Origin of the sequence: Allobosea sp. AK1, assembly GCF_006714945.1 — a bacterium.
In the GTDB taxonomy this organism is placed as follows: Bacteria; Pseudomonadota; Alphaproteobacteria; order Rhizobiales; family Beijerinckiaceae; genus Allobosea; species Allobosea robiniae.
Genome location: NZ_VFMG01000001.1, coordinates 2,080,739 through 2,096,541 on the forward strand (window position 1 = coordinate 2,080,739; position 15,803 = coordinate 2,096,541).

Sequence of the window (15,803 nt, forward strand, 5' to 3'; positions counted from 1 at the left end):
TCCCGCCCCCCGCTCCCGTTCGACGAGGCCCGCAGCATGCAGACCGCGCTGAGCATCGCCATGGACGCGCTGGCCTATGGCATGGCGCTGTTCATCATCTGCATCGGCCTGTCGCTGACCATGGGCCTGATGCGGGTGGTGAACCTCGCCCATGGCGCCTTCGCCATGATCGGTGGCTATATCGCGTCCTATGCGGCGCGCGATCTCGGCCTCGGCTATGCCTTCGCGATCGTGCTCGCCATGATCGGCACGGTCATCATCGCCGTGCCGCTGGAGCGGTTGCTCTATCGCCGCATCTATGATCGCAGCGAGCTCTCGCAGGTGCTGATGACGATCGGCATCACCTTCTGCGTGATCGGCATCACCAACTATTTCTTCGGCCCGACGCTGAAGACCATTCCCCTGCCGGCAGAGCTCGCCCGCTCGGTCGACCTCGGCTTCCGCAGCATCGCCGGCCACCGGCTCTTCGTCATCGCGAGCGGCCTCGTCGTCGCCGGGGGCCTGTGGTTCCTGATCGAGCGCACCGGCTTCGGCATCCATCTGCGCGCCGCCGTCGAGAACGCGCCGATGGCACGGACGCTCGGCATCCGCACCGAGATCATCTATGCAGCGAGCTTCGCGCTGGCCATCGGGCTTGCGGCCTTCGGCGGCGTGGTCGGCGCCGAGTTCCTGCCGATCGAGCCCTATTACGCGCTGCGCTACATGGTGACCTTCCTCGTCGTCGTCTCGGTCGGCGGCGCGGGCTCGATTGCCGGCGCGCTGGCGGCCTGCCTGCTGCTCGGCGCCATCGATGTCACCGCGCGCTACCTCGTGCCGGATTTCGGCAATTTCTTCTTCTATCTCGCGGTGATCCTGGTGGTCTGCGCCTTCCCACGCGGCCTGATGGGACGGGCGCAGTAGCATGGCGAGCGCAACGCCCATGCCCGCTGCCGCATCCGCAGGACGTACGCTCGGCCGCGATCTCCTCGGCATCGCCCTGATCACGCTCGTCGGCCTCGCCGGCTACTGGCTCTTTCCCGACAACCTCGCCTTCCTGACCCGCGTGATCTCGATCGCGCTGCTCGTGCTCTCGCTCGACCTGATCGTCGGCTATTGCGGCATCGCCTCGCTCGGCCAGGGCGCGCTCTATGGCGCCGGCGCCTATGCAGCCGGCATCGCCTGTGTCCATGGCGTCACCGACCCTGTCCTGCTCATCCTGATCGGCGCGGCAGCGGGCGGGGTCATGGGGCTCCTGATGGGCGCGATCATGCTGCGCGCCCACGGCCTGCCGCAGCTCGTGCTCTCGATCGCCATCGTCCAGCTTCTGCACGAGGCCGCGAACAAGGCCTCCTCGATCACCGGCGGCAGCGACGGCCTCTCCGGCATGAGCCCGGCCCCGCTCTTCGGCATCTTCGAATTCGACCTCTGGGGCCGCAGCGCCTATCTCTTCGGGCTCGGCCTGCTGCTCATCGTCTTCGCCGTGCTGCGTTTCGTCACGCGTTCGCCCTTCGGCATGGTCTGCCGCGGCCTGAAGGAGGACCCGCTCAGGATCAGCGCGCTCGGCATCTATGCCTTCCCGGTGCTGCTCAAGATGTTCGTCATCTCCGGCGCGGTCGCCGGCATGGGCGGCGCGCTCGCGGCTATCGCGACGCAGGTCGTCGGCCTCGACAGCGTGAGCTTCGAGGTTTCCGCCAATGCGCTCGTCATGCTCGTGCTCGGCGGCATCGGCCACCTTTATGGCGCGCTGATCGGCACGGTGATCTTCATGGCGCTCGAACATATCGTCGCGGCGATCAACCCGTTCCACTGGATGACGCTGGTCGGCGCCGTGCTCATCGCCATCGTGCTCTTCGCCCCGCGCGGGCTTTCCGGCACGCTCGATGAGCTCGCCCGGCTGCTGACGCGCGACCGCTGGAGGGCCGGCCGATGAGCGCGGTCTTCGAAGTCTCGCATCTCTCCAAGGCGTTCGGCGGGCTGAAGGTCAACAGCGACATCTCGCTGGCGATGAACGAGGGCGAGCGCCTCGCCTTGATCGGCCCGAACGGCGCCGGCAAGACCACCTTCGTCAATCTCGTCACCGGCCGCATCCCGCCGAGCGCAGGCAGCGTCACCCTCGCCGGTGAGGACATCACGGGGCTTGGTGCTGTGAAGCGTGTCAGGCGCGGCCTCGTCCGCACCTTCCAGGTCACGCGCCTCTTCTTGGACATGACGCCGGAAGAGCATGTCGTCATGACGATCCTGCAGCGGCTCGGCCGCGCGACGCGCATCCTCGCCCGCTTCCACGGCGATTCCGAAGCTCAGGACGAAGCCGCCGAGATCCTCGCCACGCTGGGCCTGACCGAGGTCGCCCGCCGCAAGGTCGGAGCCATCGCCTATGGCCAGCAGCGCCTGCTGGAGATCGCCATCGCCCTGGCGCAGCGCCCCAAGGTGCTCCTGCTCGACGAGCCCGCCGCCGGCGTCCCCTCAAGCGATACCCCGCGCATCGAGGAAGCCTTGGCCCGCCTGCCGGAATCGCTCGCCGTGCTGATGATCGAACACGACATGGACCTCGTCTTCCGTTTTGCGAAGCGTGTCGTCGTGCTGGCCGCGGGCGAGCTCATCTTCCAGGGCCTGCCGGCCGAGGTCGCCAGGGACCCCAAGGTCCGCGAAGCCTATCTCGGGAGCTATGCCCATGCCGGCGGCTGATCTAGACGTCCGGAACCTGAGCGCCGGCTACGGCCAGACCCATGTGCTGGAGGATGTCTCCTTTGCGGTGCCGGCGGGCGGGCGCCTCTCCATTCTCGGCCGCAACGGCATGGGCAAGACCACGCTGATGGCGAGCCTGATGGGGCTGACCCGCCGCTATGCCGGCAGCATCAGCCTCGATGGGCAGGACGTCACCGCGCTCGGCACCGCGGCGCGCGCCCATGGCGGCATCGGTCTCGTCCCGCAGACCCGCGAGATCTTCAAGGGCCTGACGGTCGAGGAAAACCTCTTCGCCGGATTGAAGGGCCGCCCGCGCAGCGCGATCGAAGAAGCCTATGCGCTCTTCCCGCGCCTCGGCGAGCGTCGCCGCAATCTCGGGTCACAGCTCTCCGGCGGCGAGCAGCAGATGCTGGCGACGGCGCGAACCATCCTCGGCCAGCCCTCCGTTCTGCTGCTCGACGAGCCGTTGGAAGGTCTGGCACCGGTCATCTGCGACATGCTGATGGAGGCTTTCGGCCGCCTCGCCGCCAGCGGCGCGATGACCATCCTCTTCGTCGAGCAGCGATTGGAAAGCGCCCTCGCCTTCGCCGATGACGTCATCATCCTCGAACGCGGCCGGATCGTCTGGTCAGGCAAGCCAGACGCGTTGCGGGCGGATGCCGACGTGCTCGAACGCTATATCGGCGTCGGCGGGCTGCACTGAGCCGCCGACGCCGGAACGACCTCACACCACCAGATCGAGCGGCGGCACCGGCTCGCCGCGCGAGACATGCTGCATGTTCGCGAACATCCGCTTCACCACCGGCGCGAAATTGTCGGACGCCATGGCGGCGAGATGCGGGGTCGTCACAAGGTTGTCCAGCGTGAGCAACTGGCTATCCGCCGGCAGCGGCTCGATCTCGTAGACATCCATCGCCGCCCCCGCGATCTCCTTCGCGCGAAGCGCCGTGACAAGATCGGTCTCGTTGACGACGCCGCCACGCGCGCAATTGATCAGCACCGCGGTCTTCTTCATCTTCCTGAGCGCCGCGAGGTCGATCAGGTCCTTGGTTTCCGGTGTCAGCGGGCAATGCAGCGAGACGACGTCGGCCTGGGTCAGGATGTCGTCGATCGAGGCATGCTTCACCCCGAGCGCCGCTTCCTCGGCGGCATCGAGCGGGGTGCGCTTGCTGTAGAGGATGGTGCAGCCGAAGCCCTTCAGAAGCTTGGCGAAATTCTTGCCGATCGCGCCAAAACCGACGACGCCGACCGTCTTGCCCGAGAGCGTATAGGTGTCGGACGGCAATTGGCCGGTGCGCCAGTTGCCCTTCTTCAGCTCGGCATTGCCATAGGCGATCAGGCGGAGCGTCGAGATCGTCAGGCCGAGCGCGAATTCGGAGACGGCGACCGCATTGGACCCGGTGGTGCGGGCGACCTTGATGCCGAGCTCCTTGGCCGTCTCGATATCGATATTGTCGTAGCCGACGCCCCATTTATGCAGGAGCTTCAGCTTCTTCGCGGCCCGCAGCACATCGCCGGAGACCCCGACCTGGCCGGAGATCGCATAATCGGCCTCGGCGATGATCTCCTTCATGTGCTCGTCGCCGCGGGCCGTGCCATGGGTCAGCACGAAGCCATCGGGCAGGAATTCGCGCAGGCGGTCGGCCCGCTCGGGCGTGGTCATGTCGAGGAGGCAGATGGTCTCGGGCATGGGATGGTCCAGTCGAAAAGATCAGGTCAGATGGTGAAACGGGCACCGGCGCGGGCGAGCCCGCCGGAGATGGCGACGGGCGTGCCGTCGGCGCGCCAGCAGGCGGCGCCGGTCAAGGTGCCGTCCGGGTTGAAGGCGATGGCGTTCATGCCGCCGGCGACGCGCGGCGAGCGCACCACCTTGTGGCCGCGCGCGATCAATGCCTGCGCCACGGCCTCGGGGATGGCTTCCTCAAGTTCGAGCACGCCGCCCTCGGTCCAGACGCGCGGCGCCTCGACCGCCTCCTGCAGGCTCATGCGGTGGTCGATCAGGTTGACGATCGCCTGCAGCGCCGAGGGGAAGATGCGCAATGCGCCGGGCAGGCCCAGCGCAAAGGCGAGCCGGCCGTCCTTCACGGCCATCATCGGCGCCATCGAGGTGAAGACCCGCTTGCCCGGCGCGATCGAGAGCGCGCGGCCGGGATGCGGATCGAAGTTGTACATGTAGTTGTTGGCGATCATGCCGGTGCCGGGGATCTGCACGCAGGCGCCGAACAGCCCGTTGATCGTCTGCGTCGCGCTGACGACATTGCCCATGGCATCCGCGACGGTGACATGGGTGGTATCGGCGGATTCGCCGCCGGAAAGCCCGGCCGTCCAGCTCTTCGCCTGCTCCATCTCGATGAGCGCACGGCGCTCGTCGGCATAGGCCTTGTCGATCAGCCTGTTGACCGGGACCTTGACGAAGGCGGGGTCGGCGGTCGCCACGGCGCGGTCGGCGAAGGCGATCTTCAGGGCCTCGGCCAGCAGATGCACAGCATCCGTCGAGCCGAAGCCGAGCGAGCCGATATCGTAGCCTTCGAGGATGTTGAGCATCTGCGTGATGTGCACGCCCGAGGACGAGGGCGGCGGCGGGCCGATGATCTCGTAGCCGCGATAGGAGCCCCGGATCGGCTCGCGGGTCTCGATCCGGTAATTCGCGAGATCGGCCTGGTCGATCAGCCCGCCATTTTTCGCCATGTAATCGGTCAGCGCCCGCCCGAGCTTCCCACCATAGAGCGCCTCAGGCCCCTCCGCCGCGATCAGCTTCAGGCTCGCGGCATAGTCGGATTGGACAAGCCGCATGCCCGGCTGGAGCGGCTTTCCGTCCGGCAACAACATCGCCGCAAGGCCGGGATCACGAGCGAGATCGGCCGCATTGTCGGTGATGCAGTTCGAGAGATAGGGCGTCACCACGAAGCCGCGCTCCGCCAGCCCGATCGCCGGCTGGAGAACATCGGCGAGCGTCAGCGTGCCGAAGCGGGCGAGCGCCTCGCACCAGCCCTTGAGCGCACCGGGAACCGCGACCGCCTTGGCGCCGACCACGTTCTCGCGGTCGCGCGTGTCGCGCTGCTTGCCGATCTCGTCGGACAGGCATTCGTACATGTCGGCCGTCGCCTTGCCCGGCGCGGTCGAGAGATTGTCGATCACGACATGGCGCCCGTCGGCGAGCCGGATATGGCTCAGGCCCCCGCCGAGAATGCCGACCATCATCGGCTCCGCGACCGTCAGCGCGAATAGCGAGGCGACGGCCGCGTCGATGGCGTTGCCGCCGGCGAGCAGGATCTGCGCGCCGGCTGCCGAAGCGAGCGGATGGTTGGTGACGACCATGCCGCGCGAGCCGCTCGCCGGCTTCTTCTCGCAGGTGAAGTCAGCGACGCGCGGGACCGGGACGGGAGCGTTCATGATCGGCCTCTTCAGCCCTTCGCCGCCGCGATGGCGTCGAGCACCATCTTGGTCGCGCCGGAGATGTCGCCGAGCTTTTCGCCCGCCTTGACCCGGCCCTGGCTGCGCTCGCCGCGCTCCTGCCGCGCAATCGCTGCGTCGGCGATCGCCTCGGCCTCGGCGCGCGGGAGCACCAGCACGCCGGATTCATCGGCGAGGATCACGTCGCCGGCCTTGACCGGGACATTGCCGCAGGAGATCGGCAGGTTGAGCGTGCCGCCGAGATTGTAGAGCCGGGTCGTGATCGGCGACATGCCGCGGCACCACATCGGAAAATCGGAATCCTCGATCTCGGCCAGATCGGTGCAGGGCCCGTCGACGATGCCGCCGACCGCGCCGGCCGCCTTCGCCGCGACGGTGACGCCGCCGCCCCAACAGGCATGCTTGTCGTCGCCGAGCCGGTCGACCACGAGGATGTCGCCGGGGCGCAGCAGGCCGAGCGTGTGATGCAGCAGGGTCGAATCCTGGCCGGGGATCGCCAGCGTCACCGCCGCCGCGGCGATGCGCTTGCCGCGCAGCAGCGGCTGGATGCGGCGATCCATGAAGCCCCAGTGCTGGGAATGGCCGATGGTCGCGGTCTCGACCTTCTGCAGTTTCTCGACCAGCGCCGCCGGGAGCTGCTCGGGCATGGCTTCGATGCGATAATCGGGCATTTAAATCTCCTACTTCCCTACGGCACGGGCGACGCCGACCAGGCGTTCGACCACGAGAACGACGGCGAGCGTCGCGACGATGAGCACCACGGACAAGGCCGCGATGAGCGGGTCGGTTCGCCCCTCGACATAGCGCACCATCTCGACCGGCAGGGTCGAGGCGCGCGGACCGGCGATGAACAGCGAAATCACCGTCTCGTCGAAGGAGAGCAGGAAAGACAGGCAGGCGCAGGCGATCAGGCCCGGCGTCGCCAGAGGCAGCGTCACCCGTCGCACCACCCGCCAGGGCGTGGCGCCAAGCGTCGCGGCCGCCGCCTCGATATCATCAGGGAGGTTGGCGAGCGCCGTCGTCATCATCCGGATCACGAAGGGCACAGTCACCGTCATATGGCCGAGCACGAGGCCGGGCAGCGTCGCGGTCAGTTTCAGCGGCGAGAAGAACAGCAGCAGTGCGAGGCCGGTGATCAATGTCGGCAGCAGCAGCGGCGCCAGGAAGAAGCTCGTCAGCGCCGCCTTGCCCGAGAACTGCCCCTTCGCCAGGGCAAGCGCGGCAGGCACGCCGACCACCAGCGACAGCAAGGTCACCACCGCCGCGATCCGCACGCTGAGCCAGAGCGCCGTCAGCAGCGGCCCGTTGCTCGCGAGCTGGTTGAACCAGCGTAGCGAATAGCCGGATGGCGGGAACAGGATGAAATTATCCGCCGAGAAGGCCAGCATGACCACGACGACGATCGGCGCCAGGATCAGCACATAGACCAGCGCCGCGAAGCTGGAGAGAACGCGCCCCGCCCCGGTCATCGCTGCAGCCTCCGCGCCACCACATTGGAGACCACAAGCAGGGCGAGCAGCAGGACGAGGGTGTAGATCGCCAACACGGCCGCAACGGGCCAGTTCGTGTTGGTCGTCGCCTGCTCGAAGATCTCGGTCGCCAGCACGAAGACGCGCCCGCCGCCCAAAAGCTTGGGCGTGATATAGGCCGACATCGACAGCACGAAGCCCAAACCCGCCGCGAGCGCGATCGCCGGCAGGCTGAGCGGCAAGGTAACGCGCCGGAAGGTGCGGAACGGCGAAGCGCCGAGCGAGCGCGCGGCTTCCTCCAGCGTGCGGTCGAGCCGGCCGAAGCCGGCGAGCAGCGCCAGGATCATATAGGGCATGATGCTCTCGGCGAGGCCGATGGTGACGCCGGTCCAGTTGAAGACGAGCTTCAAGGGCGTCGAGATCAGGCCGAGCGATTGTAGCGTCGTATTGACCAGTCCGCGATCGCCGAGAATGGCGAGCCAGCCGAAGACGCGCACCACACCGGAGACCAGCATCGGCATGATCGCGACGACGGCGAGCAGCCCACGGAAACGGGAATCGGTACGGAACAGAAAGAGCGAGACGGGATAGGCGAGGCAGAGCGCGATCAGCGTCGAGACCGACGAGAGCCAGAGCGAATTCAGCGTCAGTTCGAAGGTAAAGCTGTCATGGAAGGTCGCGCGCCAGGTCTCCAGCGACCAGGCCTCGACCATCGCGCCGGTCGGCCCGACCTCGTTGAAGGCGTTGCGGAACAGCCCCAGAGACGGCCAGACATAGATGACGAGCAGGAACAGCGTCGCCGGGATCAGCAGCAGCGGCAAGCGGCGCGAGGCGGTCATGACGCCTCGCGCGCGAAGACACGGCTCTCAGTCCGCGGCCAGACGACCGCGACCTCGGTGCCCTCGGTCGGCGCGGCCGAGCCCGACGGCATCTCGACCGTAAGCTGCCCGCCTGCACCCTCGACCAGCACCTCGACATGGTCGCCGACGAAGACGCTGCGCAGGACGCGGCCTGTCAGTCGCGCCGCATCGCCGCTGGCCGGCTCGGAAACCGGCACGATGCGCATGCGCTGCGGCCGAACGAACAGATCGGCATCGACAGCCGCCTCCACAGGCACGACCTGTCCCCAGACGGTCGCACGGCCCTGCGCGTCGCGCGCCAACGGCAGCACATTGGCGCGCCCGACGAACTCGGCCACGAAGCGCGTCGCCGGCCGGTCGTAGATATCCTCGGCGCTGCCGATCTGGGCGATGCGGCCGCGATGCATCACCGCGATCCGGTCGCACATCGTCAGCGCCTCGACCTGATCATGCGTGACGAAGAGCGTGGTGATGCCGAGCGTGCGCTGGATCGAGCGGATCTCGTGGCGCATCGCGTCGCGCAGCTTGGCGTCGAGATTGGACAGGGATTCGTCGAGCAGCAGCACGGAAGGCTGGATCACCAGCGCACGGGCCAGGGCGACGCGCTGCTGCTGGCCGCCCGAGAGTTCCTTCGGGCGGCGCTGCTCTAGGCCGCTGAGCCGAACCAGTGCCAGTCCCTCCTGAACGCGCTTGTCGATCTCGGCGCGGGAGACGCCACGCTCCTCCAGGCCGAAAGCGATGTTGCGGCCGACCGAAAGATGCGGGAACAGCGCATAGGACTGGAAGACATAGCCCATGTTGCGCTTATGAGCCGGCAGCCTGGTGATCTCGCTGCCGTCGAGCGTCATCGTGCCGCGGTTCGGTTCGATCAACCCGGCGAGCATGCGCAGGGTCGTGGTCTTGCCGCAGCCTGAGGGGCCGAGCAGCGCGACGGATTCGCCCTGCTCCACCGAGAGCGAAACGTCGTCGACCGCGACCGAGTTGCCGTAGCGCTTCTGCAACCCGGCGAGTTCGAGATAGCTCATCGCCTGCCGCTCAGCGTGCCGCCGCGATGACCTCGCGCCGCCAGCGGTTGTTCCACTGGTCGCGCACCTTCAGGACCTCGTTCCAGTCGACCGGGATCATACGGGCGCGGTTCTCCGGCGAGGCTGCGGTGCGCGCCAGTGCCTTGGCATCGATATCGGCCTTGGCATTGGTCGGCGCATAGAACATCCGCTCGGTGAAGGCCTTCTGCGGGCCCTGCGACAGCGCATGCGCGACGAAAGCCGCCGCTGCAGCGCGGTTCTTCGAGCCGGCCGTCAGGTTGATGGTGTTGACCTGGAAGACCGAGCCCTCGGGCGGCAGCAGCGCATTGATCTTGCCGCCGGTCTGGTCGGAATAGAGCTGGGCCCGCGCATTCCAGCCGGTCGCGACCTTCGCCACGCCGTTCAGGATCAGCGAATAACCGTCCGGGTTGGGGTCGAAGGTCTTCACGCCCGGCGCGAGCTCCTTCAGCTTCTTCATCGCGGCGTCGATCGACTTGCGGTAGTCGCCGCCCTCCATCTTCTCGGTCATTGCCGTCAGCGCCAGGCCCTGGATGTTCGGCGGCGCGGCGAGCGCGATATGGCCCTTGAGATCCGGGCGCCAGAGATCGGCCAGCTTGGCGATCTGGGGGGAGAGCGCCGCATCCTGGACGATCACGAGATGGTCGAAGGTCACCGCCGGGCCGAATTCGCCGCCGGCCGCGCGCGCCTCCGGCAGGAGCTCGTTCAGCACCGGGAATTCGGAGGGATTGAGCTTCTCGAACAACCCCTCGAGATTGCCGATGCTGGAGGTGGTGACGTCCATGATCACCACGTCGGTCTGCGGATCGGCCTTCTGCGCTCGCACGCTGCCGACCATCTGGGCCGAGGAGCCGCCGGGCACGAAGTTCACCTTCACGCCCGGATGCGCCTGCTGGAACGGCTCGATCACCGCCTTGGTGTAGTTGTCCTGGAAGATGCCCGCATAGGACATCAGCGTGATCTGCCCCGAGAGCGTCTGCGCCCGGAGAACGGCCGGCATCGCGATCGTGGCGAGGCCGGACTGGATGACGAGGCGGCGGGTGAGCATGGGATAACTCCTGCTGTGACGCCGCCTCGGGCGGCTGGTTAGCGAGCTGTCAGCTCAGGCCGGAATCTTGGCGGCGAAATGAGCCACGAAGCGCGCGACGACATCGCTCAGCTTCTCCGCCAGCTTCGCCCCCGTCTCGGCCGAGCAGAGCGTCGGATCGCCCTTGCCGACGCCGTCATGATAGACCTCGTCGTATTCGTGCGGCACCCCCACTTCGGCGCCGTCGAAGCTCGCGGTGCCCAGGCCCGTGAAGGGCAGGTCGAGGATGGGATCGCGCTTCATCGGCTTGCCGGCCGGGATGAGGTCCTTGCGGATCAACTCGGGGAAGAGGTGCAGGCCGAGGCTGGTCAGCGGGTCGGCGCCATGGCCGGAGACCTTCGCCGACGTCTCGGCGCCGACGATGCCCGGCAGCATGCCGTAGGCGATGCGCCAGAGATAGAGGCTCGGCAGCACGATGCGCTCGCGCTGATAGAGCTCGCGCGCGACCTCGGAAATCGGACCGACATTGCCGCCATGGCCATTGATCACGATGATCCGGGTCAGGCCGTTGCGATGCAGCGAGTCGACCATCTCGGCGATCACGGCCGTCAGCGTGCTCTGCGAGATGGCGATGCCGCCGATCATCGGGCCGAACCAGTCCGCCCCGCCATAGGGCAGCACCGGCGCGACAAGCGTGCGCGTGCCGGCCTTGCTCGCCTGCAGCGCGGCAAGCTCGGCGATCTTTTCGGCCAGCAGGTAGTCGCCCATCGGCGCATGCGGACCCTGGTCCTCGTGGCTGCCCATCGGCAGCAGGATCACCGGGTTGGACTGGAGCAGCTCGCGCGCCTCCCCGCCCGTGATGGTGCCCATATGGACGAGAGGGTCTGTCTTGGTAGCCATGGCGTGGTCCTTCCTTGGGAAATACTTGGTTCGTCAGCGCTCGCTGGTGCGCGGGTCGAGGATGTCGCGCAGCGCGTCGCAGAGCAGGTTCATGGCGAGGATCGTCAGGGTCAGCACGGCACAGGGCCAGAGCAGCAGCAGCGGCGCCTGCTCCATGGTCGAGCGCGCCCCGCGGATCATCAGCCCCCAGGACGGTGCCGGTGGCACAACGCCCAAGCCCAGGAAGGACAGGCCGCTCTCGATCACCACCGCGGCAGCGACCGCGAGCGAGAACTGCACGAGCAGCGGCCCGGCGATATTGGGCAGCACGGTGCGGAACAGCAGATGCGACTGCGTGGCGCCGAGCGCTCGCGTCGCCTCGACATAGTCGCGTCCCTTCACCGCGATCACCTCGGCATAGGTCACCCGCGCAAAACCGGGCAAATAGAGCACCGAGAGCACGAGGATCAGCGTTCCGGCGCCGGGGCCGAGCAGCGTCACCACCAGCAGCGCCAGCAGCACCGGCGGGAAGCACATGATGATCTCGACGCTGCGCACCGTGAGAAAAGCGCCCCAGCTCCGCGCCCAGCCGCCGATCAGCCCGAGCGTGATGCCAACGAGCCCGGCAAACAGCGCCGAGACGAAGGCGACGGACAAGCTGGTGCGGGCGCCCCAGACCAGTCGCGAGAGCACGTCGCGGCCGAATTCGTCGCGCCCGAGCCAGGACCCCGCCATCGGCCCGGCCAGGCGCTGCGCCACGTCCTGCTTGACGGGATCGGGCAGCGGCAGAAGCGGTGCCGTCAGAGCCATCAGCAGGATCACGGCGACCACGCCGCCGGGCACCAGAAGCCGTGTGAACCTGCGCCGCCTCATGCGTGCTGCACCCGTGGGTCGATCGCCGCGTGCAGCAATTCGACGAGGAGATTGATCAGCAGGAACAGCACCGAGATCGTCAGGATGATGCCGACCACCATCGGGTAGTCGCGCCCCTCGACGGCGCGCAGCAGCGGCGTCGACAGGCCCGGCCAGTTGAAGACGTATTCGACCAGAACGGTCCCGCCGAGCAAGGTTCCCATCTGGAGACCCAGCACGGTGACGACCGGGTTCAGCGCATTGCGCAGCACATGCACGACGAGGACCCGTCGCGGCGAAAGCCCCTTGGCCTGCGCGGTCCTGACATAATCATGGGCGAGCGCGTCGAGTGTCGCGGCGCGCGTCATCCGGAACAGCACGGCCGCCAGCCCCTTGGCGATCGCCACCGCCGGCAGCGTCAGGAGCTTGAAGTGCTGGGCCGGGTCCTGCGTGAGCGGAACGAAGCCGCCCGCTGGCATCAATCGTAGCGTCTGTGCCAGCAGCAGCACCAGCAGGGTGCCGACGACGAAGACCGGCACCGCCAGCAACAGCGCGGTGATCCAGGAGGCGACGCGGTCGAAGGCGCCCCCCCGATGAACCGCGGCATAGACGCCCGATGGCACGCCGATCACGAGCGCGATCAGGGTTCCCGTCAGGATCAGCTCCAGCGTGCGCGGCAGCCGGAGCCCGATCTCCTGGATCACGGGATAATCGTCGATCAGTGACGTGCCGAGATCGCCGCGCGCCAGCCCCGCCAGGAAATGGCCGTACTGGACCAGGAGCGGCTGATCGAGCCCGAGCTTCTCGCGCAGTTCCTGCACGGTCGCCGGATCAGGCATGGCGCCCGATGTCGACAGGAGCAGCTCGGCCGGGTCTCCGGGCACCATATGCAGCGCCAGGAACACGATCGTCGCCACGACCCAGGCCATCGCCAGGGTCAGAGCCAGCCGCCGTCCGAGCCAGGCCGCGCTCATCCGAAATAGGTCTCCTCGAGCTGGTTGCCGGAGGATGTCGAGAGCGCACCGGGCAGGTTGGTGAAGCCTTGGATGCCCTTGTCCATGCCATAGCCCTGCTGGCGCCAGGCGAGGCCGACGAGCGGCACCTCCTCGAGCGCGGCGCGCTGCATCTCCTTGTAGATCTCGACGCGCTTATCCTGGTCGAACTCGGCCCGGCCCTTGGCGAGTGCGGCGATGGTGCGCGGCGCATCGACTTTGAAGGAGCGGCCATGCGTCGGCGAGAGCGAGGTGTCGAGCACCACGGTCAATCCGTCCGGATCGTTGTTGTCCGAGGACACCCCGTGGATCGCCATGTCGTACTGGCCGCGCGAGCCGCGGCTCACCCGCGTCGACCAGTCCGGCAATTGCAGCTCCGCCTGGATGCCGATCGCCGCGAGATATTGCTGGACGATCTCGGCGGTGTCCTTGTGCATGCCGAACTGGGCGGTGGCGAGCAGCGTCGTCTGGAAGCCGTTGGCATGGCCGGCTTCCGCCAGCAGCGCCTTGGCCCGGGCCGGATCGTAGTTCCAGCCATGCGCCAGCTCCTTGTCGTACCAGGGCGTGCCCTCGACGATCGGCACGCCTTCGAGCGGCTTGCCGCGCCCGAAGAAGGCGACCTTGACGATGTCCTCGCGCTTCACCGCATGCGCGACGGCCCGGCGCACCCGCGGATCATTGAAAGGTGGTTTCGTGCCGTTGAAGAGCACGTCCATGAACGGCCCCTCCTGGTTGTCGAGCTTGAGGCGCGGATCGGCTTCGACCGTCGCCATCGACTGCCAGGGCACGTATTCGATCATGTCGACATCGCCCGAGATCAGCGCGGCGTTGCGCAGGTTCTCGTCGGCATAGACGATGAACTTGATGCCCTTCGCCTTCGGGATGCCCGGCTTGTAGAACTTGTCGAAGGCCGCAAGCTCCACCGAGGTGCCGCGCTCCTGCCCGACGAGGCGGAAGGGACCTGCGCCGATCGGCTCGTTCGGGCTCGATTTCCGCCAGATGACGAAGGTGTTGTAGTTGGCGAACCAGCTCGGCAGCGTCGCCTGCGGCCCCTTGGTGATGAGGCGGACCGTCTGCGGATCGGGAATCTCGACCTTCTCGATCAGCTGGAATTGCGTGCGCATATAAGCGGTCGATTTTTCGCCGGCGATCTGCTCGATCGACCATTTCACGTCATCGGCGGTGACCGGCTCGCCATTGTGGAAGACGCAGCCCTTGCGCAGCTTGAAGACCCAGGCGCCCTCGGGATCGCGCGACCAGGATTCAGCGAGTTCGCCGCGCAGCTCACCCTTGGAATCGTAGGAGACGAGGCTGCGGTTGATCAGCATCTTGACGGTGCCGGCCGACGCCCCCGTCGAGACCCATGGCTGGAGGTTCGGCGGAAAGGCCGACAGGCCGTAGCGGATGATGCCGGCAGCGCGCTGTGCGCTCGCGGGGCGGATCAGGAAAGGCGAGGCCAGCAGCGGGCCGGCAAGGCCGGCACCAAGGACGGAACGGCGAGAGATGGTCATGGGCTGATCCTCTGCTGCTGGGTCCGGCTGTCCGCGGGCTTAAGCCCTGTCGGTTCCCGTCGATGGCGGGAAGGGCGGAGCCGGGCTGATGCGAGCAATAACCGCGCCAGCGATCCGACAAAGCCGCCTGCGCCGGGCCGATCGGCCCGGTCTGCAGCTTCCTGTCGCGAAGGTGGCGTGCACGGTCATGCGGTTCCCCGGCACGGCTTCGCTATAGACGAATAGGCGAGCCGCGCTCTTGATGCGCCATGTATACGTGGCGGATTTTTTGCTGTCTACTCTCGACAGCCCTAGAAAAGACCGAAGGGGGCGCGTTGTCGATGGCCATGATCGAACAGGACGAGATGGCTGCCTTGCGGGGCAAGCCAACCCGGGAACGGGTCTATCTCTATGTGCGCGAGCAGATCCTGCGCGGCCGCTTCCTCGGCGGCTGCTTCATCGAGGAGGAGGAAATCTCCTCGGCGCTCGGGGTGTCACGAACGCCCGTCCGGGAGGCTTTCCATCGCCTGGAGGCGGAACGTTTCATCGATTTGCTGCCGCGCCGCGGCGCCCTCGTCCGGCAGGTCACGGCGCAGGAGCTGCTCGACCTCTACGAGGCCCGGCGCATGATCGAAAGCCATGCGATCCGCCGCATCTGCCGAGAGGAATTGCCGCTTCCGGCCGACATGCATGCGATCCTCGCAGAGCTGGAGCACCTGCCGCAGGGCGACTATTTCAATCGGGTCGAGCTGAACCGCGAGTTTCACTTCGTCATGATCGCCGCGGTCGGCAATGTCGTCTTGTCGGACCTCTACCAGTCGCTGGGCGCCCGCCAGCAGCGCGTCGCGATGACGGCGATCAGCACCGACCCGACCCGCGTCGCGCGGATCAGCAGGGAACATCACGCCCTGATCGCCGCCCTCTCCGAATGGGATGAGGAGAAGGCGCTGGCGATCCTCGAGCAGCACCTGCGCCCGATCGTCGGCGTGATCTCGCGGCTGCCGGAGCAGGCAGCCGAAGCCTGACGCGCCAACCAGGTCGGCAGGCCCGGATCGCGCCGCAGCGGTCCCCGCCCGGCCATGGGGCCGGGCGTCCTTGCATCACGGTGATCGA

General features: G+C 67.4%; 16 protein-coding genes. 5 read left to right on the plus strand and 11 right to left on the minus strand.

Features of this window, described 5'->3' with window-relative positions; translation table 11 throughout:
* Positions 1 to 36 precede the first annotated feature (36 nt).
* Genes FHT98_RS10385 through FHT98_RS10400 form a run of 4 tightly spaced genes read left to right on the plus strand, consistent with a single transcriptional unit; the run spans position 37 to position 3,367 of the window.
* Positions 37 to 900, plus strand: coding sequence for a branched-chain amino acid ABC transporter permease (locus FHT98_RS10385; protein ID WP_091862903.1), 864 nt, complete (start codon positions 37 to 39; stop codon positions 898 to 900).
* 1 nt (position 901) lies between these two features.
* The gene (locus FHT98_RS10390; RefSeq protein WP_142113973.1) at positions 902 to 1,909 is read left to right on the plus strand and encodes a branched-chain amino acid ABC transporter permease; all 1,008 of its coding nucleotides are present in this window, start codon (positions 902 to 904) and stop codon (positions 1,907 to 1,909) included.
* The gene (locus tag FHT98_RS10395) at positions 1,906 to 2,664 is read left to right on the plus strand and encodes an ABC transporter ATP-binding protein (protein ID WP_142113974.1); all 759 of its coding nucleotides are present in this window, start codon (positions 1,906 to 1,908) and stop codon (positions 2,662 to 2,664) included. Before FHT98_RS10390 ends, FHT98_RS10395 begins: the two co-directional genes overlap by 4 nt.
* Complete coding sequence (locus tag FHT98_RS10400) at positions 2,651 to 3,367, plus strand: ABC transporter ATP-binding protein (RefSeq protein ID WP_142113975.1); 717 nt, start codon at positions 2,651 to 2,653, stop codon at positions 3,365 to 3,367. The genes FHT98_RS10395 and FHT98_RS10400 overlap by 14 nt, the downstream gene beginning before the upstream one ends.
* 21 nt (positions 3,368 to 3,388) lie before the next feature.
* Here the strand turns inward: FHT98_RS10400 and FHT98_RS10405 are convergent, their stop codons facing one another.
* Genes FHT98_RS10405 through FHT98_RS10455 form a run of 11 tightly spaced genes read right to left on the minus strand, consistent with a single transcriptional unit; the run spans position 3,389 to position 14,711 of the window.
* A complete protein-coding gene (locus FHT98_RS10405; RefSeq protein WP_142113976.1) occupies positions 3,389 to 4,354 on the minus strand; it encodes a 2-hydroxyacid dehydrogenase in 966 nt (321 codons plus the stop codon).
* A 26-nt stretch (positions 4,355 to 4,380) separates the two neighbouring features.
* Positions 4,381 to 6,057, minus strand: coding sequence for a cephalosporin acylase I (locus FHT98_RS10410; protein ID WP_142113977.1), 1,677 nt, complete (start codon positions 6,055 to 6,057; stop codon positions 4,381 to 4,383).
* Between the two features lie 11 nt (positions 6,058 to 6,068).
* The gene (locus FHT98_RS10415) at positions 6,069 to 6,749 is read right to left on the minus strand and encodes an RraA family protein (RefSeq protein ID WP_142113978.1); all 681 of its coding nucleotides are present in this window, start codon (positions 6,747 to 6,749) and stop codon (positions 6,069 to 6,071) included.
* A gap of 9 nt (positions 6,750 to 6,758) precedes the next feature.
* The gene (locus tag FHT98_RS10420; protein ID WP_142113979.1) at positions 6,759 to 7,547 is read right to left on the minus strand and encodes an ABC transporter permease; all 789 of its coding nucleotides are present in this window, start codon (positions 7,545 to 7,547) and stop codon (positions 6,759 to 6,761) included.
* Positions 7,544 to 8,386 carry an ABC transporter permease gene (locus tag FHT98_RS10425; protein ID WP_142113980.1) on the minus strand — a complete coding sequence of 281 codons (843 nt, stop codon included), beginning with the start codon at positions 8,384 to 8,386 and terminating at the stop codon, positions 7,544 to 7,546. Before FHT98_RS10425 ends, FHT98_RS10420 begins: the two co-directional genes overlap by 4 nt.
* The gene (locus FHT98_RS10430; RefSeq protein ID WP_142113981.1) at positions 8,383 to 9,432 is read right to left on the minus strand and encodes an ABC transporter ATP-binding protein; all 1,050 of its coding nucleotides are present in this window, start codon (positions 9,430 to 9,432) and stop codon (positions 8,383 to 8,385) included. The genes FHT98_RS10425 and FHT98_RS10430 overlap by 4 nt, the downstream gene beginning before the upstream one ends.
* A gap of 10 nt (positions 9,433 to 9,442) precedes the next feature.
* Positions 9,443 to 10,498, minus strand: a complete 1,056-nt coding sequence (locus FHT98_RS10435) for an extracellular solute-binding protein (RefSeq protein WP_142113982.1) — start codon at positions 10,496 to 10,498, stop codon at positions 9,443 to 9,445.
* A 54-nt stretch (positions 10,499 to 10,552) separates the two neighbouring features.
* Entirely contained in the window at positions 10,553 to 11,377 is an 825-nt protein-coding gene (locus FHT98_RS10440) for a creatininase family protein (protein WP_061966702.1), read from the minus strand.
* Between the two features lie 33 nt (positions 11,378 to 11,410).
* Positions 11,411 to 12,229, minus strand: coding sequence for an ABC transporter permease (locus FHT98_RS10445; protein ID WP_061966703.1), 819 nt, complete (start codon positions 12,227 to 12,229; stop codon positions 11,411 to 11,413).
* Positions 12,226 to 13,182 (minus strand): ABC transporter permease, encoded by a 957-nt coding sequence (locus FHT98_RS10450; protein WP_113587531.1) that lies wholly within the window; start codon positions 13,180 to 13,182, stop codon positions 12,226 to 12,228. Before FHT98_RS10450 ends, FHT98_RS10445 begins: the two co-directional genes overlap by 4 nt.
* The gene (locus FHT98_RS10455; RefSeq protein WP_142113983.1) at positions 13,179 to 14,711 is read right to left on the minus strand and encodes an ABC transporter substrate-binding protein; all 1,533 of its coding nucleotides are present in this window, start codon (positions 14,709 to 14,711) and stop codon (positions 13,179 to 13,181) included. Before FHT98_RS10455 ends, FHT98_RS10450 begins: the two co-directional genes overlap by 4 nt.
* A gap of 320 nt (positions 14,712 to 15,031) precedes the next feature.
* On the opposite strand from FHT98_RS10455, the gene FHT98_RS10460 reads away from it, so the two are divergent.
* Positions 15,032 to 15,715 carry a GntR family transcriptional regulator gene (locus tag FHT98_RS10460; protein ID WP_061966706.1) on the plus strand — a complete coding sequence of 228 codons (684 nt, stop codon included), beginning with the start codon at positions 15,032 to 15,034 and terminating at the stop codon, positions 15,713 to 15,715.
* Positions 15,716 to 15,803: the final 88 nt, after the last annotated feature.